Here is a 23,448-nt window from a genome sequence, read left to right as displayed (position 1 = left end):
ATTACTCCGAGCCCAAGGGGATGATCCGTTCAACGGCCCAGGGAGTGCTCTCCGCGGGGCGGTGGACGTACACGGAGTACTCCCCCGCGTCGGTAGGAACGAGAATGCGCATCGTGAACGCACCGTCACCGTCTCGAACTGTTGCAGCGCCCGTGAGGCTCGTGCAGGGCACGTTCGCCGGGTCGACCGTTTCGTAGGCGACGGCCGCCTGCTGCGAGAGCACCGGATACAGCTCGTTGATCCAGGTGTCGTAGTCGAGTCCAGGCCGGCAGTACAGCGACGTCGCTCGCGTCGCGAGTGCCGTCGTGTCCGCTTCTGCGGAGTGGTCAGCGGGAACGTCGTGATCGTGGGGCGCCGACTCGTCGTGATCGCCGCCTATCGGCGTCTCCGGTGTCGACGTCGGAGCGTTCACCGCTGACAAGGTTGGGGTCGTCCCCGTCGACGCGGGCGCGTTCGGGTCAGCCGCGTCGACGGGGGTAGGTGCGATGGTGCAGCCCGACAGCGCCAGTACCGAGACGAGCCCGAGGACGGCCCCCGCCGTCGCACGCGAATTCAGGCTCAGTCGGACCATCGGCTGCCGCTCCCATCGCTGTGGGCGCGGCGCGGGAGGGTCCCCTGCTGTCGGCCTACAGGAGTGAGCTTAACAGGTCCTAGCCATGCCTAGGATGCCTTCTGGGCATGCCTAGCAAACACTTTTGAAATTAATCGACGGAGGGTGCCCGTTCGGTTCCCTGAGCTGCCTCGTCCAGAATCGCTGTCAGTTTCGCCAACGTCTCCGGGGACACCTCACCGAGCTTGCGCGCAGCGAACAGACGCACGGCACCGAGACGTTCCGCGCGCACGAACTGCAACGCAGCCTCCACCTTCGCCGGGATCTCGTCGTTGTCCGACCCGATCAGGTAGCTCGGGTCGACCTCGAAGAACTCCGCGATGCCGCTCAGTAGCTTCGTGTCGTTGACGACGTAGCGGTTGCCGCTCGTCATGTACGTCCAGCGCGCGCGGCTCAGCTTGATGCCGCGTGCCTCTAGGAACGTGGCGAGAGCGCGATAGCTCGTCGGCTTGCCGTCGTCCGCAACGATGACGTCCATGAGCAGATTCAGCTTACGAGCGAGCTCTGCTCTCTCGTGCCGCTGCTCTGGCGAGTACCAGTCGGTGTCGCTCATCACGCTCGCCCTACGCTCAGAAGCCCGCTGATGCCAGCGTGCTCGCGCTGCGGAGTCCGTTCGGTGGTGCCACCGAGCGTCCGCGCAATCTCGTTTATGGGTTCGCGCTCCGCGCTCGTCGGAACGAATTTTCCCGCTCTTTCGCAGTCGAGCATCTCTTTCCACCTTCGATAGAGGACGTGCTCGACTTCCAGGGTGAAGATCGAGCTCGCCAGTCCCGCACTACCCGTCATTGTCAGCTCGGGTGCCGACTTGATGGCCCGGCGCCAGACCGGAGTGGCCCGAACCAGTAGTAGACGCATCCACAGGTGATCTACGAGGGTCTCCGCGGATGCGACGGCCACTCCTAACCCTGTACAGGCGATCATCGTACCGACGAGCCATGCGCCGACAACATCGCCGTTCGGGCCGAGGAAGAACCCCGGATCCCCCACTACGCGGTACGCGCTTGTTGCCAGGTTCTCCGCGAGCCACAGCAGGTCGAGGGCCGCTGCGACGCCGATCAGCGCCAGCCCCCAGCGTGTCGCCCGGATCGAATGCGCCCGCCACTCGGCTCCCACGGTGAGGATCACGTGGACGGAGAAAGCACCGATGCAGATAGGCATCACGTTCCAGAACAGCTCGCGGCCGATCTCCCCGCCGTACGCAGACAGGTAAGTGTCGGTGATCGGCCAAGAGCTGAGAACGAAGAGAAGGCTCTGTAGGGCGACCATCGCCACGACCACTGCTGCGACGAGCGCTTCCCAAGGGGTTCCGCGCCCTCGCGTCGCTCGGATCACCATCACCTCGAGGCACCCCAGAGCCATGATGACGAGTGCTCGGTAGATCAGGTTCGTAGTGTTCGATCCGCCGAGCCAGGTGTCAACAGAGTCGTAGACAACGTCGACCTGCAAGGTGCAGGCGATGGTCCACAGCACGACGCCCGACGGCAGCATGGAGCGCTTCTCGCGCATCTTCTTCCGAAGGGTCGAAGCAGCGGCCACCCAGGTGACCGCGATCGTCGCGGCGTCGATAAAGCTCATCCGGCCAAGCCACGTCGCAACGCTCGTTGCGGCGTCGACAACGCTCATCCGGCGAAGACTTGCTCGAACTTGAAGTCGCGATTCGCGTGCCGTCGACGCCCACGAAGGATGCGCAGCACCAGCAGATCCCCGATCGCCTCAGCCCGCGCTTCGCGCTCGTTCGTGAGGTCGTCGATGCCGTGGAATGCGTAGGGGACCACTCTGCCCGGGTTGAGCACAGATGCGAGGAACTCCTGCACACGCGGATCGTCACCGAGCCTAGTTTCGGCGCCAGGCGTCTCAGCCAGCATGTGACCGAGTTCGTGACCAGCGATGAAGAGCTGCACTTCGGTCTTCGCGTCAGCCGGAACATGCACTGTGTCGATGCGAGTTGTCGGATCGCCGGTCCACGCGCCACACACTCGCTCGCCGTTGAGGCGAGGGTCCTGCTTGAAACGGATCTTTGTCCCTCGGTACCGCTCGACGTGCTTCACCAGCTCCTCGAAGCTCACTGCCTCCGGGATGCCACGATCCCTGACGAGCTGCTGGACCTCTGCTCTGCGCTGCCGGTGGTTCATCTGACACTCCCCGCTTGGTTCGTCGCTCATCACGTCTCGGTAACGAGCAAGCTGCAACTTTATAGCCATGCCTAGGTCAACGGTGGAGTTGACCGAAGCCTGGAAGCTCGCCGCCATAGACTTCTGCCCCATGACACACGAGACCGCCGACAATCACTGGGACGTCGTCGTCGTCGGTGCAGGGCCGGCAGGCGCCAGCGCAGCACGCGTCGCCGCCGATCATGGAGCACGGGTGCTCCTCCTCGACAAGGCCCGCTTTCCTCGCTACAAGACATGCGGAGGCGGTCTCATCGGGGTCTCCCGCAACTACCTCGCGCCGGGTGTCTCCTACGACTTCGACCGCCGCATCGGCGCAGTCGGGTTCTCACGACACATGGGCCGCATCACTCGACGTTCTGGCCCGGACGCCGCGCTCGTGATGGTCCAGCGGGAGACGTTCGACCAGCAGAACGTCGATGCCGCCATTGCGGCCGGCGCCGAGTTCCGTGATGGTGTCAATGTCCGCTCGATCAGCGAGGCGGACAGCCTCGTCACGCTCACATCGGACAAGGGCACTTTCACGGCCAACATAGTTGTCGGCGCAGACGGCTCCGGCGGTCGAATCGGCCGATACGTGGGGGTCGAGATTGAACAGGCCGACCTCGGCCTCGAAGCTGAAATCCCGATGCCCAAGGGCGAGCACTGGCGCAACACCGCTCTGCTCGACTGGGGTCCTCGCCCGGGCACCTACGCCTGGGTGTTCCCCAAAAAGGACTCCCTCACGGTCGGCGTCATCGAGGCCAAAGGCACTGCTCCGCACACCCGCGAGTACCTCAACCAGTGGCTCTCTCGGCTCGGCATGGCGACCACTCCCCCGCTGCACGAGAGCGGGCACCTGACTCAATGGCGCAAGGTGGGAACGCCGTCCTACCGTGGTCACGTCCTCGTGGCCGGAGAGACGGCAGGTCTCCTCGAGCCGTGGACTCGGGAAGGCATCAGCTTTGCTCTGCGCTCCGGGACCTGGGCCGGCACAGCGGCCGCGGCCGCAGCGGCCGGCGACGGTGCTGCCCTGGCCGACTACTCCGTGCAGATCACCCGAGAGCTCGAACCGGAGATCAGTGCAGGATCGTCGCTTCTCCGTTTCTTCGAGAAGCGCTCCGCGCTCGTCCACCTCGTCACCGCTCACTCGAGACTCGGAGCCAACTACTTTTTCCGGTTCTGCAACGGCGAGACGAGCCTTGCGCGCGCGTTCCGCCACGGCTTGTTACGCCGAGCCGTGGCGCTTCTTTCGCGCGGATAGCTGTGTGTCGGGCCGCTCACCGCGCCGGCTGAGGCCACCACCATGAGGCACTGAGCCAAATTGGGGCGGAGCGACCGCCCAACCTGCGCTCTCACACGGGCTCCTCGGTGGTCGTGGGCGTGGCATCCGTGCGTCAGCTGTTTCGCTAGATCCCCGAGGCTAGGCATGGCTAGAATCGTCCGTGCGCGCCGAACGAGGTCGCGTGAGCGAGCCGGGAGGGGAGTCTTGATGCGACACGCCCTCGTCAATCCTTTCGGTTCCCGGAACTTCGGTGTTAATGGGTCCATGGCAAGCGCGAAGATCGGACGACCGTCGAAGGGCGATCGCGACACGATGAAGGTGCGTCCACCGATGACCGTCGGTGCACGTATCCGGGCAGAAGCTGACCGCAGGGGGATTCCGTACGGGGATCTTGCCGCGGCGTACCTGTGCCATGCCCTTGGCGCGCCTGAACTTGCCCCGGTTGAGATCGCCCCGGATCACGACTACGAGCAGCAGGAGTGGCCGATCGCCCAAGTCGCTTAAACGAAAAGGGCCCGCCGTTAGGCGGGCCCATCAAGTTCCGTAGCTCAAACCCTCACAGCTGCCAGGCCCAGAGGTTCGAGCTAGTTCCAACAGCGATCCGGTTACCAGCCGGCCCTCTGTTGTACCCACCCCCGCGAGGAGGAGGTGACCTCATAATACCCAATTTTGCCGAATCTGCACCAACAGGCCCGGCGCGCCAAATCACGCCGACGATGGCGGGCGAGGCATGGTCATTGTCGCGTCGGCTGAGCCCGCGTGACCACGTGCGGACGATGCGCCGAGACGCCTACGGGCGCCTGCCTGAGAACTCCTACCCAGCCGGGTTCCTCGTCTCCCCTGTCGCGCCAACCGCACCCTGGGCGATCTACCTCGCAGATCACGCCGGCTTGTTCCGGCTGCTGTGCTTCGACTTCGACGGTAAGGACTCCCACGGCGTCGACGCGGACCTCATGGAGCAGGCTGCGGACGACTGTGACGCTCTCTCCGCCGTTCTGGACGCGCACCAGGTCGCTCATCTCGTGTGCCAGTCTTCTGGGACCGGCGGCCGGCACCTGTGGATCGCACTCGCTGAGGGTGCTCCGGCCGAGTTGGTGGCTCGGCTGGCGATCGCCGCGCGCGCGAACTTCCGCACGCTGGATCACGGGATGCTCTGCAACCCCCGCACCGGCGCCGCTCGGCCGCCGCTGTCCCCGCATCGCGACGGCAGCTTCTCGAGCGTGCTCCGGGGTCGCGCGGAGGAGCTGCTGGATGCGACCGTCACCGCGGCCGCCATCGAGGCCGTGACCACTGCGCTGCAAGCGTCCCGCCCGCCCCGGTCCGTCGACGCCGCTCCCCCGGTCGCCGCGACCACTGCGCATCGGGCGCACCGCCAGCTCAGCGCGGCCGGCGCTGGGCACATGGCGGCCGCGGGTGGCGGTGCGAATCCGTCGTGGACGGCGTTCATGTGTCTGCTCTCCGCCGCTCACGCCGGCTGGTCCCTGACCGACGTCGAGCACGCTGCTCGGACCGCTCCCGGGATGGAGCACTACCGGACCAAGAACACCGGCCGCGGCCATCGCCGCCCGCGCTCGCGCGACGAAGCGGCCGAGCGCCTGACACGGCAGTGGGAGAAGGCGCTCCAGTACGCGGCACTGCACGCCGTTCTCCCGGCCGAGCGCGAGCCGGGCGACCTGGTGGAGCTGGAGAGCATCGTCGGCGCCGTCAGCGCCCTCCTCGAGCGGTTCCGGGTGAGCCCGGGCCGGTGGGGTCGGAGTGAGCGGGCGACATCGGAGAAGACGATCCTCACCGCGCTGGCCTACCTCACCCTGCACACCGGCAAGCGCACCGTCGCCGCGTCCATCCGCGACCTCGCCCTCCTCGCAGGCCTGGGCCGCACCACCGCGGCCAGCGCCCTGCGGACTCTCCGCGAAGACGGCTACGTGCAGCTCGCCGTCCGCGCGGACGGCTCGAACGCCAGCGAATGGCGACTGTCCGAGCACTTCTCCACAGGCTCACTGCAAGGTCCGGTCACAACCACTAATAACCCCCGCCCCCCCGGTCCGATCTTCACCGAACGAACCATGCTCCTCACCATGCTCGAAGCCGACCTCACCGACACCCGGCACGACCTCTTCACCCGCGCCGGCCTGGGACACCTGGCAGGAAAGACCTACGCTCTGCTGCGTCGCGAAGGGACCCTCGCCCTCGACGCCGCCGCCACGCTGCTCGGAGTCAGTACTCGCACCGCCGCCACTGCTCTCTCCCGCCTACGCACACACCGGCTGATCATCAAGCACACGACCGGGTGGACCCGCGCTAAGCGCGACCTCCGCACTGCCGCAGCTCGCATCCTCGGCGTCGACGGAGCCCTCGCAGATCGAGCCCACCGCTACGACGTCGAGCGCGAGGTCTGGGCCTGGTGGCAAGCCGAACTGACCCACCGCTCCTCCTCCCCCAGGCAACGCCCACGACGCCGACACGTGTCGAGCCGACCCTTGTTCGAGGACACCACTCCCGGTGAGCGCGTCTGGCCGCTCTACCCCCGCGACGCCGCCGGCCGCGGCGATCACCGCGAGGCGCTGCACTGGGGACGCACCGGCATGCTCGCTCCCGGATCACTCTGGTGGTCCTCCACCGCTGCCTAGCCCCGACGCTGACCCTCGAGGTCGACGCGGATCCCCGACGAGCTCGACGCGCCCGAGACGGCTCCGCCGACCGGCCGAACGACAGGCGCACACGAGCGCTGTCGGACCCTCCGACCTACACTCGAATTCCATCGAACATATGTTCGAACGCGTCAGGAGGTATCGAGATGACTGTGACGATCGTGGAGCGGATCTCGACTCCGGCTCTGGACGCCGTGGCGATCGCGTTCCTCGTCGCCGGCGACGCGGTAGCCGCTGGGTTCCCCTCCCCCGCGCAGGACTACTTCGACGGCTCCCTCGACCTCAACGACCACCTGATCCGCGACAAGACCTCCACCTTCATCGTCCGCGTCTCCGGGGAGAGCATGATCGGCGCCGGCATCAGCGACGGCGACGAGCTCGTGGTCGACCGCTCCCTCTCCCCCAAGGACGGCAACGTCGTCGTCGCGATCCTCGACGGCGAACTCACCGTCAAGCGCCTCGAACTCTCCCCCGGCGGCGTCATCCTGCGCGCCGAGAACTCCGAGTACCCGCCGATCCTCGTCCCCGAGCTCAGCGACCTCCAGGTGTGGGGCGTCGTCACCGTCTGCCTCCACCACCTCCACCGTGCGCTCTGAACAGCGCAGAGGCCTGGTCGACGTCAACAGCTTCTACGTCTCCTGCGAGCGACTGTTCGACCCGAAGCTGCACGGCCGGCCCGTGGTTGTCCTCTCCAACAACGACGGATGCGTGGTCGCCCGCTCCGACGAGGTGAAGAAGCTCGGCATCGAGAACGGCACGCCCTGGTTCAAGATCGAACCTCTCAACCGATCCGGCCGCCTGCCGGAAGTGGTCGCCCGAACCAGCAACTACGAGCTGTACGGGGAGCTGTCTACCCGTGTGATGGAGCTACTCAGTGGTTACTCCGCCGAGCAGCTCGACGCGCTGATGGTCTCGCAGCACGTCACAGAGCTGTAGGGCGTCGCCGGCCGTACCGCAAAGCGGCTCGCGGAGCTGTCCATCTAACATGATCCGGGAGCTCCGGGACGCGAATCCGGCGCTGATCAGGATGAAGTTCTCCGTGGTGCTACAGCGCTCCGTCTACGAGTTGCGGCGTCGACTGCATCCCCCTCGAGGCGGCGCCGACGTTGCACGATCAGCTCATCCTCTCCCGCTCGTTCGTCACTCCGATGACGACGATCGCGGACATGGAGCAGGTGCTCTCCGCCTACGCACAGCGCGCCGCCCACCACCCGTGCATGCAGGGATCGGTGACGAATACGATGAGCGTGTTCGCGTCGACGTCGCCGTTCGCGGACGGGCTGTACGAGTCCGCGAGCGACCTGGCCAGCTTCCCAGTACCGACCGACGACCCGGTGGCGCTCGTCAAGGCCGCGATCGGTACGCCGCGGCCGCGGCCGCGCGGGAGAACGCGGAACGTTCGAGCCGGCCTCAGCAACCTCTCCCCCACGAACTTCCAGGTCTTACTCGACGTCTTCGATACCGCCTTCGACACCAGTGGCTTCGGCGACACCATCGACGCCGTGACCAAGCGCCACGGCCGCTCTGCCGTCGGGCCTCGGAACCGTACGGATCCGCAAGGGACCCGTCTAGACGATGAAGCGCGGCCCCTTGTCCGCCCGCGCCATGCCCCACTGGTCAGAGCTGGCGACAGCACTCGCTCGTCCACAGTTGTCGATTTACTGCCTGCCTGCCTGCCTGCCTGCCTGTAGTCATGAATGAGGGTTTTCATGCATGCATGAAATGTAGATTGCATGATGCATGGCAGGAAAGCTGGCATGCGTGTATGATGAACAGCATGCAGGTAGTCATGGTGTACAGCGAATCAGGCGGGGTCAGCAAGACCACGACGGCCGTCTCCCTGGCGATGGTCGCCGCGACGAGGGGGAAGCGGGTTCTGCTCATCGACCTCGACCCACGCGCAGCGACGACGAAGTGGCTCAATGTTGTGCCGACGGGGGAGGGCTTGCATGTGGGGGCAATCCTCGGAGACCCTGATCCGGAGGGTTGGGCTCAAGACCTGGCCGTCAGCAGCTCGTGGAATGATAACTTGCGCGTAATTCCTTCCGCTCGATCGGTTTCTAATCGTGAAGCCGACCGAGCTGATCACGCCGAGATCAGGTTGAAAGTATCTTTGTTGGGCCTTAACGCGGACCTTGTCGTTATCGATTGTCCCAATCGGCAAGGCGGGCCTTTGACGCTTGCGGCGCTGAACGCGGCAGATACGGTCGTCTACGCGGCGACGCCCAGCGGAGACGGCGTCGACGGGGTGGAGGGGGCTCGCAGAACGATCGAGCAGTTTCGCATCAACCGCCGTCGTCTCGGCGCTCCTGCTTCGATCACCGAGGCCGGAATCGTAGTTGGTGGCGTAAAAGAGACAATCATGAGCCGACCTGCGGTGGCGAGCATCGAAGAGCTGCGGGCTACTGGCCTCTTGCTTACTCCACTTGTTCCTGACCGCGCGATCGTCCCAGAAGTGCGATTGGTTGGGGAATGGTACGGCAACTATCGAAAGGGAGCCCCAGTCCTTGCTGCGTACACCGAGATCGTGGAGCAGGTAATCCGATGAGCGAGATCGAGGATCGACCGGCGTCACTGCAGCGCCGTCGTCCGACGCCAGCGCCCGACGAATCGATCGACCCTGTCGACTACCAGACCAAGCCTGCTCCTGCTGTTTCGAACGCCGCCGCGTCTACGAGGGATTTACGGAACCTGGATCGACCTCCGGTGATGGCATCGCCGTCCTTCGAGCCGCCCGCCCCCTTGCCGTCTCGACGAGGTAGGCCGCGGGGGAGGGAGCTGACCGTGCCGTTCTCCACTCGTATCTCTCAGGACATCTCCGAGCTCATCGACGCAGCATCGGATGAGCAGGGACTGACGCAACGGTCGGTAATCGAGATTGCGGTTCGCGAGTATTGGGGCGTTCGAGCCCGCGACGGTCAACGAGAATCTTGAAACTGGCATTCCAAGGGTCGCTCTCGCTTCATGCCTAAGAAGTTGAATCAGTGATAACGACGCATAACAAGATGAACCGCGACGGTGCTGGTCCTGATCCCGTGGGCGTCCATGGAGTTAGGCGGGCCACTCAGTACGCAGGGGAGGGGGTCGCCTGTGGGGAACTCCCTCCTCCACGTCGTGCTACCGAGTCAGCAGGGCACTAGCGCCACCGGATCCTCAAGCCCCTTCTTCTGAGAGGTCCAGCACTTCGCAGGTGCGGTCCATCCCCGCGTCTCGTTTAACGTCGTGCGCGACTTCAGACCGGGCGCCAAGGGCCAGCTGCCTGCGGTGACACCCATGCAGTCGGTAAGAGCCATCGATGCCCCTGGGCCCGACCTGCAGTAGTGGTCAGATATGGCCTGCACGAGGCCGCCGATCTTGCTCGTCGTGGTCGTCCCACGTGGCGCCGATACCCAGATCTGGACTCCAAAGCCCATCCCCGGTGCCTCCGCAATATTTCTCGGGTAGCGCATTCCGATCGCAATCGAATTGCGGTTGCAGGTGTCCAAAAGGTCGTTGTAATCCGCGTAGGCGCCCACGCCGGCGTGACTCGCGGCACTTGAATCCGACTTATAAAGCGCCCAGTTAAAGCTGTAATTCTTTGCCCAAAACTTATCTTTGTATCCCGAAAGGCAGGCCGGCCGGGTACTCGTTGAAGCCGAATTTATCAAGTTGATTTCAAATTCGGCACCGAACCCGAGAGGCATCTGGCTGGGGTTGCTGCCGCTATGCCACCAGTAGCTCGTGAAAAAGTCCGCTCGGCCGTTGTAATTGGTGATGGACGCTTCGAAATCATTCGGCCGCCAGTCCACCGGGTCCGCCGCGGCAACCGCAGACTGCGCGACCCGCTGCTCAGAGGCCCCTGCCCCTGGCGGTTCCGCGACCTTCGCGTACTCCGGCGAGAGCGTCACTGCCGGTGCGTCGAAGGCCGGTGCGCCAGGGTCGAGGGGAGCGCTCCGCGCGCCTACCCGTTGCTGCGCCTCCTCGACCGCCACCTTCACGACGACACCCGTCACCTCAGGTTGAGTGCCAAACCGCTCCGAGAATCCCGCGAGGAACTGCTCGAGCGTCTGGTCAGGCGTAGGCGAATACTCGCCCTCGATGTCGCCGTTCTCGAACCGGAACCCCGTGACCTGAGAGGCGATCCTCGGAGCGAACTTCACCGCATCCCGCAGCGTGACCGCATGCGACAGTGGAAGCGTCACCGTGGTGTTGGTGACCTTCTGCGAATTGGTCGCCTTAGCGGCGGTGCTGCGATTCGCCGATGCGTATGCAGGACTCCCGGCCAGGATGACTGCTGTAATCACCCCCGCCGTCAGTGCGAGCGTAAGTGGTCGTCTCATCTTCTACCTTCTCCCCCTAACGCCAGCTGCTCCGCTGACGTGGTACGAATACTGCGATGTAGGCCGCAGTGGTGGCGGATGCGACCGCCGCTAGTGCGAGGACGGTTGCGATCCAGCCGGGTTCGACTACGAACCGTGCGCCGTCATCGGTCACGAAGGTGCACTCAGTACCCAGCGGGAGAAGGCTCAGACGGCTCTCGACGTCGACAACTGTGTCGGTCGCGGATACCGCTGAATTGCGGATGATGTCCACCAGGCAGTAATACTCAGGGTCCCGCGCGACGTAGAAGCCCACGGCGACGACGAGGCCGGCGACGACTGCAACGGCAAGCAGGACAACGATCAGAACCTGCCGCACGCGCTACCCCCTCGGGGCGAACGCCCGCCTGCAACCTATCCAGGCCACCTAGCCGTGTCTAGATCAGCACGGTCATCGTGCTGGAGATGGCCAGGGCATCGCGTCCGCGATTACAGCCGCTCGGGTGTCGTTGTCGATCGGGTCGTGGTCCGGGTTCGCTCTGTTGCGTACCCGACCCTAGGTGTCGTAGGCGGTTAGACCACCCGTTCCTGGGCGCGAGCTACTCTCGCGGAGCGGCGACGGAGCGCCGCCCGTCGGAGACCGCCACGGCGGCCCGGTCCGCCTGTTTTCTTCACCTCTCCGCGGTTTCAACCTATTTCGCTCCACCGGCTGCGTGCCACCGATCCCGAACGCGGTCGCTGCGCTCCCTCACATCGCTCGTGATCGGCGTCACTGCGCCGCCTCCACTCAAACGGTCTTCCCCGCCGGAGAGGCAAAGAAAAACGATCAGCCAGAGGGAGACACACCATGAGCCAGCAGCGCGGCACCCGTACCGAAGTCATCACCATGACCACCCACAGCCCCGGCGTCGATGCCATCAGCCGGACCGCCCGTCAGGTGGTCATCGTCGGCGCCGGTGGCTGCGACCTAGTGACCGAGCAGACCCCGGCCGTGCACCTGGTCACCCGCGAGGGCCGCGCGTCGCTGGCCGGGGTGACACTGCAGCACTTCGAGCCGGTCGAGCCCGTGGCCGCGGGCCGGGTCGGCTACATGGCCTCCGGCGCCTTCGTCGTCGTTCCGGTGGCGGTCGCCCGAGCGCTCGACCTGTTCCCCGCCGCTTACGCGCTGCACGACCGCAGCGAGACGCCTGCCGACTACCGCGCCAACGACTGACCCCGAGACGAGAAGGAGACAGAGCATGCTCACCATCACCCACACCCCCGACGCCGGAACCCTCATCGAGGGCACCAGCCGCGGCGACGGCACCGCCGAGATCCTGAAGGCGTCCGGCTGGCGTTGGGGCCGCACCATCGCCGCCTGGTACGTCCCGCAGTCCCGCGACCGCCTCCCGAAGTGGTCGACCATCAACCGCGCCGCGGCCGCGCTGTGCGCGGCAGGGCACGAGATCACCGTCGACGCCGACGAGAGCTTCCGCCCCGCCGCCGAGGCCGAGGTCGCGAAGATCCAGCGCCAGGCCGCCCGCGTCGACGCGCTCGACGCCAAGGCCGACCGCCGCGCCGCGCAGGCGGACGACGCGGACGAGGCCGCGCGCCGCGCCCTGCGCCGCCTCCCCGAGGGCGGCGAGCCGATCAAGATCGGCCACCACTCCGAAAACCACCACCGGAACGCGATCGCCAAGGCCGACGCCGCCTTCGGCCGCAGCGTCGAGGCCGACCGCGAGGCCACCCGCGCCCGCGCCCGCGCCGACATCGCCGCCGGGACGACCGAGACCCGCTACCTCCCGCGTACGGTCGCCCACCGCATCGACCGACTCGACACCGACGTCAGACTCCTCACCCGCCGGATCGAGGGCGGCTCGCACAACTTCGGCGGCGGCCACATCGAGACGACCGCCCCCGCCACCGGCGCGCGGCTCGACCGTCTGCGCACCGAGCGGGCGCAGCGCGAGAACGAGCGCGACTACTGGAGCACCGTCCGCGAGGCACAGGCCGCCGCCGGTGCGACCGCGATCCACAGCCGCGACACGATCGCCAAGGGCGACGCGATCGAGCACAAGTTCGGGTGGAGCACCGTGACCCGCGTGAACCCTAAGACCGTGACCGTCGCCCTCGACTGGAACGGCGGGACCCGTCCCTACTCCGTCGCCTACGCCGACATTCGGAGCCACCGCGTTACCGCCGACGTCGCAGCTAGCGCGGAGGCGGCGGCGAGCTGAACGGCGGAGGGCCGGCTTCCGGGCCGGCCCGTGAGGGGCGACCCCCTCACACTCCCCGCCATCCCGTTTCGGGGGCGCGAGCTGCACTCGCGCAGCGGCGACGGAGCGCCGCCCAAGCGTTCGGCCGGCGGTGCCGGCCGCTGATGTTCGCCCGATGGGCTCGCGTTTCGTTTCCGGGAAGCCTTCGGCGGCTCGTCCGCTTCGCTGCCTCGTAGCTACCTCCGGGCTCCGTTCAAGTGGCTGCGCCACCGGCTCTTCCGAGACTTTCGGTACGCGGTCGCTGCGCTCCCTTATTTCGCGCCGAAACTCTCTCCACCGCCGCCCTGCGGGCGCCTCTCTGGTCAAGCGGCGACGTGGATAGGCTCTGTTGAGGTGGGTTCGGTGAGTGACTTATCCGAAGAGTCGGCGTTGGGATGTGAGCCGGCCGCGCTGGATTGAAGCGTCGTTCCTGGTTGTCCCGCCGGACCCACCGCTGCGCGTAGGTGGTCGGCGACGAGGATGCGGAACACGACCGTTGCCAGGCGCCGTTTCAGGGCGCGGAGCGCTTCCTTGCTGCCCTTGCCCTCGGCGCGTTTGCGCTCGTAGAAGACTCGGCCGGGGCTGGTTTTCATGCTGACCTGGGTGAGCGCGATCACGTGGAGGGCGTAGTTCAGTTGCCGGTCGCCGCTTCGGGAGAGGCGGTGCCGCACGACGTCGCCTGAAGACACCTCGCGAGGTGCGACGCCGGCATAAGCGGCGAAGTGGGCCTCGGTAGCGAATCGGGTGACGGGGCCGGTGCGGGCGAGGATCTTCCCCGCGGTGAGCTGCCCGATCCCGGGAACAACGGTGAGGGTGGACTCCGTCGCATTGACCCGCTCGAGGATGTGTCCAGTCGCGGTGGAGATCCGCTTGTCGAGACGGCGGATCTCCGCGACGAGGTCGACCGCGATGAGCCGGCGTGTTGTGGTCATGCTCTCGGTCGAGCGGACTCGGCGCAGCAGGGCAGCCGCTATGTCTGCGGTCAGCCTGCGAGGCGCTCCTCCGACGACCAGCAACGTCATGATGGCGTGGAGCCGGTTGATGGTCTGGGTACGGGTGCGCACGAGGTCGTCGCGATGCTCGGTGAGCAGCTTCAGCTCCGTGGAGGCCGCGTCGACCTGCACGGTTCGCAGCTTGCTGGACGTCGTGGCGGCGACCGCGACCGAGAGGGCGTCGTCCTCGTCGGTCTTCCGGCTGTGGCCGGTGGAGAGGACCCGCACTCGTGCGGCGAGTTTCGCGGGGACGTCCCATGCGGTGACTCCGTCCTCGGTCAGCATCGCCGCCAGTGGTGCTCCGAGACCATAGGCGCCCTCAATCGCCCAGACAGGCTCGGGGAAACGGGCCGCGAACCGCCGGAGTTGCCGGTAGCCGGCGCTCGTTACCGGCGCCCGCACGGCGCCGATCCGTTCACCGCGAGGGCCGACAGCTACCGCTGTCCAGCTCTCTTTGTGCGGGTCGATACCAATGATCGTCGTCGACATGTCGTGCCCTCCAGCTCAGTCCATTCAATGGGTTTGGCGGAGGGCAAACCAGCTTCCAGAACGCATCCAGGCCTCTCTCGAGCCACGCCGCCAAGAGATCGTGGATGGCCCGCGCGCCCGCAGGAAGCCAGGCCACAAGAGCCGACAGGTTGCACTAGAGCGAGACCATCCACGATCTGAGGACCACGGGCTGCAGACCCGTCATCCCTGCCCCCATTGAACAAGCTGGTTGCACTGCGCCCTCCGGTTGCTAAGGCGGAGAACCGCCTTCCTTACCGTTATTTCCGTGGATCCGGGGCAGTTGTAGGCTCCGGAACGCGCCAGGGGTCCCGGGTATGGCTGACCGCCTTCAGCCGACTGATGGCACGCCGTGATTAGCCGCCCGGGACCCCGCAACGGCAGGACCGCTCATTGAGAAACGCGACCAGATCGCCCCGTAAGGACATGCCGGCAAGGTCGTTCACGGCGCACCGCACCCTCAACGGAAGGACCCTGCGTACCCCAACTCTGGGCCGGTATCGACGCCGGCAAGACCGAACACCACTGCGTCGTCATCGACGCCAACGGAACCAAGCTGCTCTCCCAACGGTTCAAGAACCGAGAAACGGCGATCCTGACCCTGATGGGAGACGTCGCCTCCCTGCCAGGCGGCACCGACGTCGCCTGGGCAACGGATCTCAACCACGGCGGGACAGGGCTGCTGCAGACGCTCCTGCACTCGCATGCGCAGCCGCTGTTCTACATCTCAGGCCGCGTCGTGCATCACGCCTCGGGCGCCTACCGCGGCGAAGCCAAAACAGACGCGAAGGACGCGGTCATCATCGCCGACCAAGCGCGGACCCGGCGAGACGTGACGCTGATGCGCCAGGCCGACGAGGTCACGGCGGAACTGCGCCTGCTCTCGGCGCGACGAGAAGACCTGGTGCACGATCGCACCCGCGCCGTGAATCGCCTGCGCGCCATCCTGGTCCACTACTTTCCGTCGCTCGAGGGGGCATTCAACTACGCGACGACCAGGGGACCTCTGGTGCTGCTCACCCGGTACGCGACCCCCGGTGCGATCCGGCGCATGGGGGAGAGCCGGCTGGCGGCGTGGTTGAAGGGACAGGGCTGCTGGAAATCCGCGGCGGTCGCGAAGACGGCGGTGGAAGCCGCGCGCGAGCAGACATCGGTCGTCGTGGGGGAGGGGGCAGCGGCTCGGCTGGTGAGCCGGTCCGCGCGTGATCTCCTCCGCATCCGCGACGAGGTCGCCGAGCTCGACGGGGAGATCGAAGCCGCTTTGCAGGACAGCAGATCCGCGGATCTTCTGGTGTCGATTCCTGGGTTCGGGCGCAGGCTCGCCGCGGATTTCCTTGCCGCGACCGGTACTGACCTCGCCGCGTTCGATACGCCGGACCGGCTGGCCAGCTTCGCCGGTCTCGCCCCGGTGCCGCGTGACTCCGGGAAGATCTCCGGCAACCATCACCGGCCACGGCGATACGACCGGCGACTGTTGAACGCCTGCTTCCAGGCGGCGTTCATCGCGTCAAGGAACTGCCCGGTCTCGCGCTCGTTCTACGAACGGAAACGCCAGGAGGGGAAGTCGCACAAGTAGGCGCTGATCGCTCTCGCTCGGCGCCGCATCAACGTCATCTGGGCGATCTTCCGCGACCAGACGACCTACAACCCCACCCCGACCCGGCCGAACGATCCCGTCACCCCGCTTCGGCGGCACGGTCCCGAGTCGCCATCGAGGAGCAGATCCGCCATCGCCCTCGCGGCGGCCTGACGCGGCTAGGTGAGGAGTTCGGCCTGGATCCGGGCGGCGACAGCCTCGTCGAGGGGTCGGACGTTCTCGGCGCGAGGTGGCGATCGGCCGATCCTCTCAGTGCTCGTGGCGGTGGTGGCTGTCCGGGTAGTGCTCGTGGGTGTGGGTGATTGCCTCGTGAGTGTGGACGTGCCGGTGCCGGGTGCCGGCGGGGACGGGCTCGTCGTGTTCGTGCTGGTGGTGCTCGTCCCGGTCGTCGTGGGTGTGCCAGTGGTCGTGGGTGAGCGGCTCGTGGGTGTGCTCGTGCTCGTGGCGCTCGGTGAGGTGCAGTCCGATCCCGACGGCCATCAGCGCGGCGGCGACGAGGAGCGGTGCGGTCACCGGTTCGCCGAGGACGACGGCGAGGACGGCGCCGAAGAACGGGGCGACGGAGTAGTAGGCGCCCGCCCGGGCGGTGCCCACGTGCCGGAGGGCGACGATGAAGAGCACGAGGCTCACCCCGTAGGCGAAGAAGCCGACGGTCATCGCGGCCGCGATGTTGCCGAGGGCGGGCAGCTGCGCCCCGAGGGCGAAGGCGAGGACGAGGTTGACTGGACCGGCGACGCCGCCCTTGACCGCGGCGAGCCAGGTCGCGTCGGTGAGGGCGACCTTCCGGGTGAGGTTGTTGTCGATGCCCCAGCACAGGCAGGCGCCGAGGATCGCCAGCGCCGGCCAGGGGCTGCCGAACGCGATCCCCGCGGGCACGGTGAGCACGACGGCGCCCGCGACGATGGCGAGCATGCCGACGGCGATGCGCCGGTCGACGTTCTCGCGGAAGACGAACCAGGCCAGCAGCGCGGTCGCGACTCCCTCCGCGTTCAGCAGCAGCGACGCTCCCGAGGCGGGCGTGTTCACGAGGCCGACGAGCAGCAGGACGGGGCCGAGGATCCCGCCGAAGAGGATCGCGCCGCCGAGCGGTGCGTACTCGCCGCGCTCGAGGCGCACGCGCGGGGAGCGGCGGACCAGGCGCAGGAGGCCCAGCCCGATCCCGGAGCCGCAATAGAGGAGTCCCGCGAGCAGCCAGGGGCTGACGGAGTCGAGCAGGAGCTTCGCCGCGGGCGTTCCCGCGCCGAACAGGACCGCGGAGAGCAGCGCCGCCTGCACTCCCCGGCTACGCAGTGCGGTCCGCATCGGACGCCTCCCCGTGGTGGTGGGCGGGAGTGCCGCCGAGCTGGTGCTCGGCCTGGAAGATCGCGTCGGCCACGAGCTGCCGGGCGTGCTCGTTCATGAGGCGGTAGAACACCCGCGTCCCCTCCTGACGGGTCGAGACCACCCGCGCCAGCCGCAGCTTCGCGAGATGCTGCGACACCGCCGCGGGCGACTTCCCGACCCGCTCGGCCAGGTCGTTCACCGCGAGCTCGCCGTCGGCGAGGGCGAGCACGATCCGCACCCGCGTCGCGTCGGCCAGCATCGAGAACACCTCGACCGCGAGTTCGACGTACGGGCTCTCGACGTGCCGCCCGCACCTACTGTCTGCATCCATGCGCAGATTCTTTCAGATGAGGAGTGGTCAGGGGAACACGGCTGCAGTGTCCGGTCGGTAACCCGAATACGGACCAGGCACTGCAGCCGCGATCACTGACGTCGCGGCAAGGGCGACATCAGTGAACGTCTGTGGGCCGCGCTGGTGCGGGAGTCGATCATCCGAGGGTGACGCCGCGGGCTCGCATGAACGGTTCGGGATCGACGCGTGCGCCGCCGGTGCGGGTTTCGTAGTGGGAGTGGCAGCCGGTGGACGCTCCGGTGGTGCCGACGAGGGCGATGATCTGGCCTGCGGTGACGGTCTGTCCCGCGTCGACGAGGAGGGTGGAGTTGTGGGCGTAGCCGGTCTGGATCCCGTTGCCGTGATCGAGAAGGACCCAGTTGCCGTAGCTGCCGAACGCGCCCGAGTAGGAGACGGTGCCGCTGGAGGCGGCGGCGACGGGGGCCCCGCAGCTGGCGACGATGTCGGTCGCGTAGTGGAAAGGGTTCACTCCGGCGACGGGCTGCTGCGGGCGGGGTCCGAAGGGGCTGCTGATGCGGCCGGAGACGGGCTTCACCCATCCTTGGGAGGAGGGGCCGGCGACCGGCGCCCCGCCGCCTGCGGGTGTGGTGCCTCCGGCTGGAGTGCTGCTGGCTGGCGCAGCGGCGCGGGCAGCTTCGGCGATTCGGGCGGCTTCGGCCTGGGCAGCGATGCGGGCGGCTTCCGCGGCTGCTCGGGCTGCTTCCGCGGCGCGGCGCGCGTCCTCGCCTGTCTGGTAGTCGGCTTCGGTCGCGGCGCGGTTCTCGGTGAGGACGGCGAGTTGGCTGCGGAGGGTGCTCTCGTAGTCCTGCTGTTCCTGCACTCGGGTGTCGGCGGCCTCGCGCGCGGCGATCGCGTCGGCGAGAGCGGCGTCCGCGGCGGCCGCGAGATCCGCGAGAGCGTCGCGGGCGATCTCTGCCTGAGCGGTGAGGGCGGTGGCGGTGTTGGAGTCGGTACGGGCGGTCGTGTAGATCGCGTCGGTCTTCTCTGTCAGCTTGGTCATCGATGCGAGCTGATCGAGCAGGCTGCCGCTGTCGGCGCTGGTCAGCAGCGCGAGAGTGAGGTTCGTGCCGCCGGCGCGGGAGAGGGTGGACGCGAGCTGACCGGCCTGCTTCCGGGACTGCTCCGCAAGGGCTTTCGCCTCATCCGCGGCGGTCTGGAGCTCGTCGGCTCGATAGGTGGCTTCGTCGAGAGTCGCCTGCGCCTTCTCGTAGTCGGCGACGCGCGCGTCCTGAGTGCTGCGCGCGGTGTCGGCGTTGTCGCGAAGCTCGGTGAGCAGCGCGGTGATCTCCCCGATCTGCGCCTGCTTACTGGTCTCGCTGGAGCGGGCCGCTTCGACGTCCTCCCAACTCGGATACTCCGCCGCCATCGCCGGAGCGGGAGCGAGGACGGCCAGCAGGACGCTGAAAGCGACCGCGGAGACCGCGAAGCGGTGGACCCTGCGGAGCGGGGTGGGGTGGTGGCGGGTCATGCGGAGGCCTCCGTCGTGCGTCGGGGTCGTCGAGCGAGGTTGAGGAGTGCGCTGGTGGTCAGGGCGGTGACGGTGGCGGCGATGAGGGCGACTGCGCCCGCGCGGCCCTGATCGAAGAGGACGGCGTCGTCGGGGTAGAGCATCGCGATCCACCACGACGGCGCAAGGATGCTGCCGGTGTCGCGCAGCGTCCAGCCGAGGATGAGGAATCCGGCCACGGTGGCGAGCAGGGTGAGCAGCTGCTCGATGGCGTCGCTGGTGCGTTCGGGGCGACGGGAGAGGGCGGTGGCGAGCAGCAATCCGGTGGTGATGCTGGTGGCGATGATCGCGGCGCGCCCCTGGTAGAAGAACAGCGACCATTGCAGCCAGTCGGTGCCGTAGTACGCGGCGAGGTTCGCGAAGAACAGGACCACGGCGACGCTCGGCCGCCGCAGCACCTGCCCGAGGACCCCGGGTCGGCGTGACGCACGAGGGAGGGCGAACGGCGGCAGGTGTGCGGCGCGGTTCGCGCGGTGAAGATCGACCGGTCTCCCGGCGACGAGCAGCGCGGGGACGACGGCGGCGAGAAGCAGGTGCTGTCCGAGGAGCGCGCTGAGGTGCACTTGCGCGTAGACGCCGGGTCCACCGTTCGTCGCCCAGAGCAGAACCAGCACGCCTGCGCACCAGGCGATCGTGCGCCGGAGAGGCCAGGTGCGGCCGATGCGGCGCAGCCGGGCGAGGGTGCGCAGGTACCAGAAGGCCACGGTCACGGCGGCGGCGAGGCCGATCCAGTCCAGGTGCCAGGAGGTGAACAGGCGGCCGACGGTGACCGGGTCGGGGTAGGGGAAGCCGAGGAGGTTACGGCGGGGATCGTTCACCGTCGCGTCACCGATCGGGGTTTCGGAGAGAGACAGCGCGACGGACACGCCGATCGTGGCGGCCATGATCACCAGCTCCACCGCGGCGAGGCGCAGGAACGCCCGGCGACGCCGGCTCTCGACTCGCAGGCCGGGCAGCACGCGGGCGCGGTGCCACGCGCCGATAGCGCCGAGTGCCAGCAGGGCGGTGGTCTTGATGATCAGCAGGGTCCCGTAGGGGGTGGCGAGATCGGTGGGGTCGGTGAGGCGGAGGGAGGCGTTGATGATCCCGGAGAGGGCGACGGCGGCGAACGCGAATCCGGCGACCCTCGAGTACCGTTCGGCGACGTCGGGCAAGGCCGCGCCGAGGCGTCGGGCGAGGAGGACGACGCCGAGCAGGCCTCCAGCCCACAGGGTCACCCCGATCAGGTGCACGGCGAGGCTGTTGACGGCGTTGATGTGCTCGTCGGCGCCGGCCGCGTGACCGGTCAACGCGAGCGGGAGCAGAGCGAACAGGGCGAGCGCGAACGCGGCGATGCTCCACGCCCGGTCGGGGGTGAGCAGAGTTATTACGTGCACGGCCGCGGCGGCGGCGAGGGAGAGCAGCAGGACCTGCCCGAGCTCGAGCTGGGTGATGTAGAACCACAGCTGCGCGGGGAACGTGGGGGAGCTGACGGGGGCGCCGATCGCGTTGGCGACGGTGAACACGAGGACCGCAGCGGCGGAGAGGACCCAGGCGGCGGCCGCCCAGGACGCCCACCGGATCGCCGTCTCCCGGACCGCATTCCCGGAGCGGTTCGAGCGGGGCAGGAGAAGCGCGACGAGCAGCAGGCCCACGGTGAGCGTCGCGGCGAGGTCGTGCAGGACGCGGGCGAGGGGCAGGCCGCGGGTGGCGACGACGCCGGGGTCGATGAGGAGCCGGTCGGGGTCCAGGGCGCCGGTCGCGGCGAGGGCGAGCAGTGCGGCGCCGGCCGCGAGGGGCGCGCCGAGGATCAGCGCGACGCGGGTCGTCCGTGAGGGGCGCTGCGGCGCTTCGTCGAGGGCGGGGTGTGTGCTGGGCACGGCGGGGTGGCTCGTCTCGTCGTTCGGGGTGATCCGGGGTGGGTGCGTCACGGGCGGGGTCAGATGGGGGTGACGAAGCCGTTGATGAGGTTCTGGAGGCGGTAGATCCCCTCGGTCCACAGGCCGGTGAGCATGGCGATGCCGATGAGGATGAGCAGCAGTCCGCCGATGAGGTTGATGGTGCGGATGTGGCGTTTGAGGAACGCGGTCGCGGTGCTCGCCCAGGAGAAGCCGAGGGCGATGAGCAGGAACGGGATCCCCAAGCCGAGGCAGTAGAGCAGCCCGAGGAGGGCGCCGCGGCCGGCGGAGGCGCCGTCGAGGCTGAGGGCGGAGATCGCGGCGAGGGTGGGTCCGAAGCAGGGCGTCCAGCCCAGGCCGAAGACGACGCCGAGAAGGGGCGCGCCGAGCAGCCCGGTCGCGGGTTTCCATCGCGGCTTGATGGTGCGCTGCAGGAAGCGGATCTGTCCGATGAACACGATGCCCATGAGGATCACGAACGCGCCGAGCATCCGGGTGATCACGTCCTGCCATTGCAGAAGCCAGGTGCCGAGGGCACCGAACGCGGCGCCGTAGGCGATGAACACGACGGCGAAGCCGCTGATGAACAGTCCCACCCCGAGCAGCAGCCGTCGGCGGCTGCCGGTGGCGAGGTCGGGGTTCCCGCCGATGTAGGCGAGGTAGCCGGGGACGAGGGGGAGCACGCACGGAGACGCGAAAGACACCAGTCCCGCGAGGATCGCGATGGGCGCGGCGAGCAGCAGCTGGCCGGCGAAGACGGTCTCGCTCCAATTCACGGCGCCGACTCCGCGATGGCATCCGCGATGAGGGTGTCGAGGATGGAGCGGGCGGTGACTCGTCCGAGGATGCGGGACGCGGGGCGCCCTTCCGCGTCCAGGACGATGGTGGTGGGGACGGCGTTCGCGGCGAATTCGCCGGAGAACGCGAGCTGCGCGGCCGCGTCGACGTCGACGATCGAGGGGTAGGTGATGCCGTACGTCTGGGCGAAAGCGGCTGCGGTGTCGGCCTGGTCGCGCACGTTGACGCCGAGGAACTCAGCGCCCTGCCCGGTGTACTGCTCATACAGGGCCTGCAGATCGGGTGCCTCCGCACGGCAGGGCGCGCAGGCGGCGTACCAGAAGTTCACGACCAGGACCGTGCCGCGATAGTCCTCGGCCGTGATCGTCTCGCCCGTCTCGCTGAGCCCGGTGAACTCCACCGGCTCGCCTCGGGTCTCGGCGGGCCACTCGACGACGGTCCCGTCGCCGGCGACGTAGTTCTTGTTCGACCCGGTCCGGTACTGCTCCGACAGCTCATCCTGGGCGCAGCCGGTCGTGGCCAGCGCGACGGCCGCGATCACCGGGAGGGTGAGCAGGGTGCGTCGCGGGACGCCGGTCACGAGGCGAGCGCGGCGTCGAGGGCCGCCTTGATGTCGTCGAGTCGTTGAAGATCGATCGCCTCGTCGTTGACGAAGATGGTGGGGGTGCCCTGCACGCCGAGGTCCTGACCGGCCTGGAAATCGAAATCGACGCGCTCGGCGGTGGCCGGGTCGGCGACGTCGGCGTCGAACTGGGCCATGTCCAGCCCGAGCTCCTGGGCGAAGCCGCGAAACACGTCGGCCTTGGAGTCCTGGCTCTCGCCCCAGCTGGCCTGCGTCTGGAACATCCGGTCGTACATGTCCTCGAACCGGTCCTGCTGCGCGGCGGCCTCGACCGCGATCGCCGCGTTCTTCGAATTGCGGTGCGAGGGGATCGGGAAGTAGCGGGTCGCGAACGTGACCCGGCCGGCGTACTCCTCCCGCAGTTCCTCGATGGTCGGGTACACCTGCCCGCAGACCTCGCATTCGAAGTCGAGGAACTCCACCAACGTCACTTCCCCGTTCTCGGCGACGTCGAGACGGTGGGTGTTCTCCTCCAGCACCGCGGTCGACGCGGCGACCTCCTCGCGAGAGGGTGAGAACGGGCGGAACGTCGTGATCGCCGCGATGACCACGACGATCAGGACGACGGCGCCGATCGCGATGAGGTTGACCTTGGTGCTGGTTTTCATGGGGTGCTTTCTGTCAGGCCGGAGGTCGGCAGAAACGGTGGAG

24 protein-coding genes and 1 pseudogene are annotated in these 23,448 nt (G+C 67.7%); 11 read left to right on the top strand and 14 right to left on the bottom strand.

Translation table 11 applies throughout. From position 1 onward, the window contains the following. Position 1: 1 nt before the first annotated feature. From GSU68_RS19070 to GSU68_RS19055, 4 genes are all read right to left on the bottom strand, one after another. A complete protein-coding gene (locus tag GSU68_RS19070) occupies positions 2 to 571 on the bottom strand; it encodes a hypothetical protein (protein ID WP_159910477.1) in 570 nt (189 codons plus the stop codon). A gap of 130 nt (positions 572 to 701) precedes the next feature. Continuing rightward, positions 702 to 1,163, bottom strand: a complete 462-nt coding sequence (locus GSU68_RS19065) for a hypothetical protein (RefSeq protein ID WP_123737461.1) — start codon at positions 1,161 to 1,163, stop codon at positions 702 to 704. Further along, the gene (locus GSU68_RS19060; RefSeq protein ID WP_159910476.1) at positions 1,163 to 2,233 is read right to left on the bottom strand and encodes a hypothetical protein; all 1,071 of its coding nucleotides are present in this window, start codon (positions 2,231 to 2,233) and stop codon (positions 1,163 to 1,165) included. Before GSU68_RS19060 ends, GSU68_RS19065 begins: the two co-directional genes overlap by 1 nt. Next, a complete protein-coding gene (locus GSU68_RS19055) occupies positions 2,230 to 2,772 on the bottom strand; it encodes a hypothetical protein (protein ID WP_148060331.1) in 543 nt (180 codons plus the stop codon). The genes GSU68_RS19060 and GSU68_RS19055 overlap by 4 nt, the downstream gene beginning before the upstream one ends. Positions 2,773 to 2,872: 100 nt before the next feature. Between GSU68_RS19055 and GSU68_RS19050 the strand changes: the two genes are divergently transcribed. The 8 genes from GSU68_RS19050 (at position 2,873) to GSU68_RS19015 (ending at position 9,624) form a co-directional block, all read left to right on the top strand. Beyond that, positions 2,873 to 4,021 (top strand): geranylgeranyl reductase family protein, encoded by a 1,149-nt coding sequence (locus tag GSU68_RS19050; protein ID WP_123737464.1) that lies wholly within the window; start codon positions 2,873 to 2,875, stop codon positions 4,019 to 4,021. A gap of 285 nt (positions 4,022 to 4,306) precedes the next feature. Then, entirely contained in the window at positions 4,307 to 4,546 is a 240-nt protein-coding gene (locus GSU68_RS19045) for a hypothetical protein (RefSeq protein WP_148060332.1), read from the top strand. Positions 4,547 to 4,758: 212 nt separating this feature from the next. Next, entirely contained in the window at positions 4,759 to 6,669 is a 1,911-nt protein-coding gene (locus tag GSU68_RS19040) for a hypothetical protein (protein ID WP_159910475.1), read from the top strand. A gap of 167 nt (positions 6,670 to 6,836) precedes the next feature. Further along, positions 6,837 to 7,286 (top strand): translesion error-prone DNA polymerase V autoproteolytic subunit, encoded by a 450-nt coding sequence (umuD, locus tag GSU68_RS19035; RefSeq protein ID WP_159910474.1) that lies wholly within the window; start codon positions 6,837 to 6,839, stop codon positions 7,284 to 7,286. Then, complete coding sequence (locus tag GSU68_RS19030; RefSeq protein WP_159910473.1) at positions 7,276 to 7,626, top strand: hypothetical protein; 351 nt, start codon at positions 7,276 to 7,278, stop codon at positions 7,624 to 7,626. Before umuD ends, GSU68_RS19030 begins: the two co-directional genes overlap by 11 nt. A 170-nt stretch (positions 7,627 to 7,796) precedes the next feature. Beyond that, positions 7,797 to 8,381, top strand: coding sequence for a hypothetical protein (locus GSU68_RS19025; protein WP_159910472.1), 585 nt, complete (start codon positions 7,797 to 7,799; stop codon positions 8,379 to 8,381). An 86-nt stretch (positions 8,382 to 8,467) separates the two neighbouring features. Beyond that, positions 8,468 to 9,238 (top strand): ParA family protein, encoded by a 771-nt coding sequence (locus tag GSU68_RS19020; RefSeq protein WP_159910508.1) that lies wholly within the window; start codon positions 8,468 to 8,470, stop codon positions 9,236 to 9,238. Further along, the gene (locus GSU68_RS19015) at positions 9,235 to 9,624 is read left to right on the top strand and encodes a hypothetical protein (protein WP_159910471.1); all 390 of its coding nucleotides are present in this window, start codon (positions 9,235 to 9,237) and stop codon (positions 9,622 to 9,624) included. Before GSU68_RS19020 ends, GSU68_RS19015 begins: the two co-directional genes overlap by 4 nt. A gap of 191 nt (positions 9,625 to 9,815) precedes the next feature. On the opposite strand, the gene GSU68_RS19010 is transcribed toward GSU68_RS19015, so the two are convergent. Together GSU68_RS19010 and GSU68_RS19005 are read right to left on the bottom strand one after the other, a co-directional pair. Continuing rightward, positions 9,816 to 11,009, bottom strand: a complete 1,194-nt coding sequence (locus tag GSU68_RS19010; protein WP_159910470.1) for a hypothetical protein — start codon at positions 11,007 to 11,009, stop codon at positions 9,816 to 9,818. A 16-nt stretch (positions 11,010 to 11,025) separates the two neighbouring features. Then, positions 11,026 to 11,367: a hypothetical protein gene (locus tag GSU68_RS19005; RefSeq protein ID WP_159910469.1), complete on the bottom strand. Its 342-nt coding sequence runs from the start codon at positions 11,365 to 11,367 to the stop codon at positions 11,026 to 11,028. A 468-nt stretch (positions 11,368 to 11,835) separates the two neighbouring features. Here GSU68_RS19005 and GSU68_RS19000 point away from each other — a divergent pair, with 468 nt between their 5' ends. Further along, positions 11,836 to 12,201, top strand: a complete 366-nt coding sequence (locus GSU68_RS19000; RefSeq protein ID WP_159910468.1) for a hypothetical protein — start codon at positions 11,836 to 11,838, stop codon at positions 12,199 to 12,201. A 25-nt stretch (positions 12,202 to 12,226) separates the two neighbouring features. Then, on the top strand, positions 12,227 to 13,204 hold the full coding sequence (locus GSU68_RS18995; RefSeq protein ID WP_159910467.1) for a DUF3560 domain-containing protein: 978 nt from the start codon (positions 12,227 to 12,229) through the stop codon (positions 13,202 to 13,204). A 341-nt stretch (positions 13,205 to 13,545) separates the two neighbouring features. On the opposite strand, the gene GSU68_RS18990 is transcribed toward GSU68_RS18995, so the two are convergent. Further along, positions 13,546 to 14,703: an IS110 family transposase gene (locus GSU68_RS18990; RefSeq protein ID WP_104308586.1), complete on the bottom strand. Its 1,158-nt coding sequence runs from the start codon at positions 14,701 to 14,703 to the stop codon at positions 13,546 to 13,548. A gap of 517 nt (positions 14,704 to 15,220) precedes the next feature. Here GSU68_RS18990 and GSU68_RS18985 point away from each other — a divergent pair. Further along, positions 15,221 to 16,372, top strand: a pseudogene (locus GSU68_RS18985) (IS110 family transposase); the annotation flags it as partial. A 195-nt stretch (positions 16,373 to 16,567) separates the two neighbouring features. Here GSU68_RS18985 and GSU68_RS18980 read toward each other — a convergent pair. The 7 genes from GSU68_RS18980 to GSU68_RS18950 form a co-directional block, all read right to left on the bottom strand. After that, the gene (locus tag GSU68_RS18980) at positions 16,568 to 17,620 is read right to left on the bottom strand and encodes a DMT family transporter (protein WP_104349118.1); all 1,053 of its coding nucleotides are present in this window, start codon (positions 17,618 to 17,620) and stop codon (positions 16,568 to 16,570) included. Next, positions 17,601 to 17,972, bottom strand: a complete 372-nt coding sequence (locus GSU68_RS18975; RefSeq protein ID WP_104349117.1) for a metalloregulator ArsR/SmtB family transcription factor — start codon at positions 17,970 to 17,972, stop codon at positions 17,601 to 17,603. The genes GSU68_RS18980 and GSU68_RS18975 overlap by 20 nt, the downstream gene beginning before the upstream one ends. A 157-nt stretch (positions 17,973 to 18,129) precedes the next feature. Continuing rightward, complete coding sequence (locus GSU68_RS18970; RefSeq protein WP_159910466.1) at positions 18,130 to 19,461, bottom strand: M23 family metallopeptidase; 1,332 nt, start codon at positions 19,459 to 19,461, stop codon at positions 18,130 to 18,132. Then, positions 19,458 to 21,359 carry a cytochrome c oxidase assembly protein gene (locus GSU68_RS18965; protein ID WP_159910465.1) on the bottom strand — a complete coding sequence of 634 codons (1,902 nt, stop codon included), beginning with the start codon at positions 21,357 to 21,359 and terminating at the stop codon, positions 19,458 to 19,460. Before GSU68_RS18965 ends, GSU68_RS18970 begins: the two co-directional genes overlap by 4 nt. 59 nt (positions 21,360 to 21,418) lie before the next feature. Further along, on the bottom strand, positions 21,419 to 22,153 hold the full coding sequence (locus tag GSU68_RS18960; protein ID WP_159910464.1) for a cytochrome c biogenesis protein CcdA: 735 nt from the start codon (positions 22,151 to 22,153) through the stop codon (positions 21,419 to 21,421). Next, complete coding sequence (locus tag GSU68_RS18955) at positions 22,150 to 22,755, bottom strand: TlpA disulfide reductase family protein (RefSeq protein WP_159910463.1); 606 nt, start codon at positions 22,753 to 22,755, stop codon at positions 22,150 to 22,152. Before GSU68_RS18955 ends, GSU68_RS18960 begins: the two co-directional genes overlap by 4 nt. Further along, positions 22,752 to 23,405 carry a thioredoxin domain-containing protein gene (locus GSU68_RS18950; RefSeq protein WP_159910462.1) on the bottom strand — a complete coding sequence of 218 codons (654 nt, stop codon included), beginning with the start codon at positions 23,403 to 23,405 and terminating at the stop codon, positions 22,752 to 22,754. The genes GSU68_RS18955 and GSU68_RS18950 overlap by 4 nt, the downstream gene beginning before the upstream one ends. Between the last annotated feature and the right edge of the window lie 43 nt (positions 23,406 to 23,448).

The sequence above is a fragment of the Rathayibacter sp. VKM Ac-2759 genome, from assembly GCF_009834225.1.
Lineage (GTDB): Bacteria > Actinomycetota > Actinomycetes > Actinomycetales > Microbacteriaceae > Rathayibacter.
The sequence above is the reverse complement of the archived record's forward strand: the minus strand, read 5'-3'. Positions and strand labels throughout refer to the sequence as shown.

Excerpts from the sequence above, each read along its gene's own strand:
- GSU68_RS19070 (WP_159910477.1), bottom strand. The coding sequence starts at position 571 with ATGGTCCGACTGAGCCTGAATTCGCGTGCGACGGCGGGGGCCGTCCTC.
- GSU68_RS19065 (WP_123737461.1), bottom strand. The coding sequence starts at position 1,163 with ATGAGCGACACCGACTGGTACTCGCCAGAGCAGCGGCACGAGAGAGCA.
- GSU68_RS19060 (WP_159910476.1), bottom strand. The coding sequence starts at position 2,233 with ATGAGCGTTGTCGACGCCGCAACGAGCGTTGCGACGTGGCTTGGCCGG.
- GSU68_RS19055 (WP_148060331.1), bottom strand. The coding sequence starts at position 2,772 with ATGAGCGACGAACCAAGCGGGGAGTGTCAGATGAACCACCGGCAGCGC.
- GSU68_RS19050 (WP_123737464.1), top strand. The coding sequence starts at position 2,873 with ATGACACACGAGACCGCCGACAATCACTGGGACGTCGTCGTCGTCGGT.
- GSU68_RS19045 (WP_148060332.1), top strand. The coding sequence starts at position 4,307 with ATGGCAAGCGCGAAGATCGGACGACCGTCGAAGGGCGATCGCGACACG.
- GSU68_RS19040 (WP_159910475.1), top strand. The coding sequence starts at position 4,759 with ATGGCGGGCGAGGCATGGTCATTGTCGCGTCGGCTGAGCCCGCGTGAC.
- umuD (WP_159910474.1), top strand. The coding sequence starts at position 6,837 with ATGACTGTGACGATCGTGGAGCGGATCTCGACTCCGGCTCTGGACGCC.
- GSU68_RS19020 (WP_159910508.1), top strand. The coding sequence starts at position 8,468 with ATGCAGGTAGTCATGGTGTACAGCGAATCAGGCGGGGTCAGCAAGACC.
- GSU68_RS19015 (WP_159910471.1), top strand. The coding sequence starts at position 9,235 with ATGAGCGAGATCGAGGATCGACCGGCGTCACTGCAGCGCCGTCGTCCG.
- GSU68_RS19010 (WP_159910470.1), bottom strand. The coding sequence starts at position 11,009 with ATGAGACGACCACTTACGCTCGCACTGACGGCGGGGGTGATTACAGCA.
- GSU68_RS19000 (WP_159910468.1), top strand. The coding sequence starts at position 11,836 with ATGAGCCAGCAGCGCGGCACCCGTACCGAAGTCATCACCATGACCACC.
- GSU68_RS18995 (WP_159910467.1), top strand. The coding sequence starts at position 12,227 with ATGCTCACCATCACCCACACCCCCGACGCCGGAACCCTCATCGAGGGC.
- GSU68_RS18990 (WP_104308586.1), bottom strand. The coding sequence starts at position 14,703 with ATGTCGACGACGATCATTGGTATCGACCCGCACAAAGAGAGCTGGACA.
- GSU68_RS18980 (WP_104349118.1), bottom strand. The coding sequence starts at position 17,620 with ATGCGGACCGCACTGCGTAGCCGGGGAGTGCAGGCGGCGCTGCTCTCC.
- GSU68_RS18975 (WP_104349117.1), bottom strand. The coding sequence starts at position 17,972 with ATGGATGCAGACAGTAGGTGCGGGCGGCACGTCGAGAGCCCGTACGTC.
- GSU68_RS18970 (WP_159910466.1), bottom strand. The coding sequence starts at position 19,461 with ATGACCCGCCACCACCCCACCCCGCTCCGCAGGGTCCACCGCTTCGCG.
- GSU68_RS18950 (WP_159910462.1), bottom strand. The coding sequence starts at position 23,405 with ATGAAAACCAGCACCAAGGTCAACCTCATCGCGATCGGCGCCGTCGTC.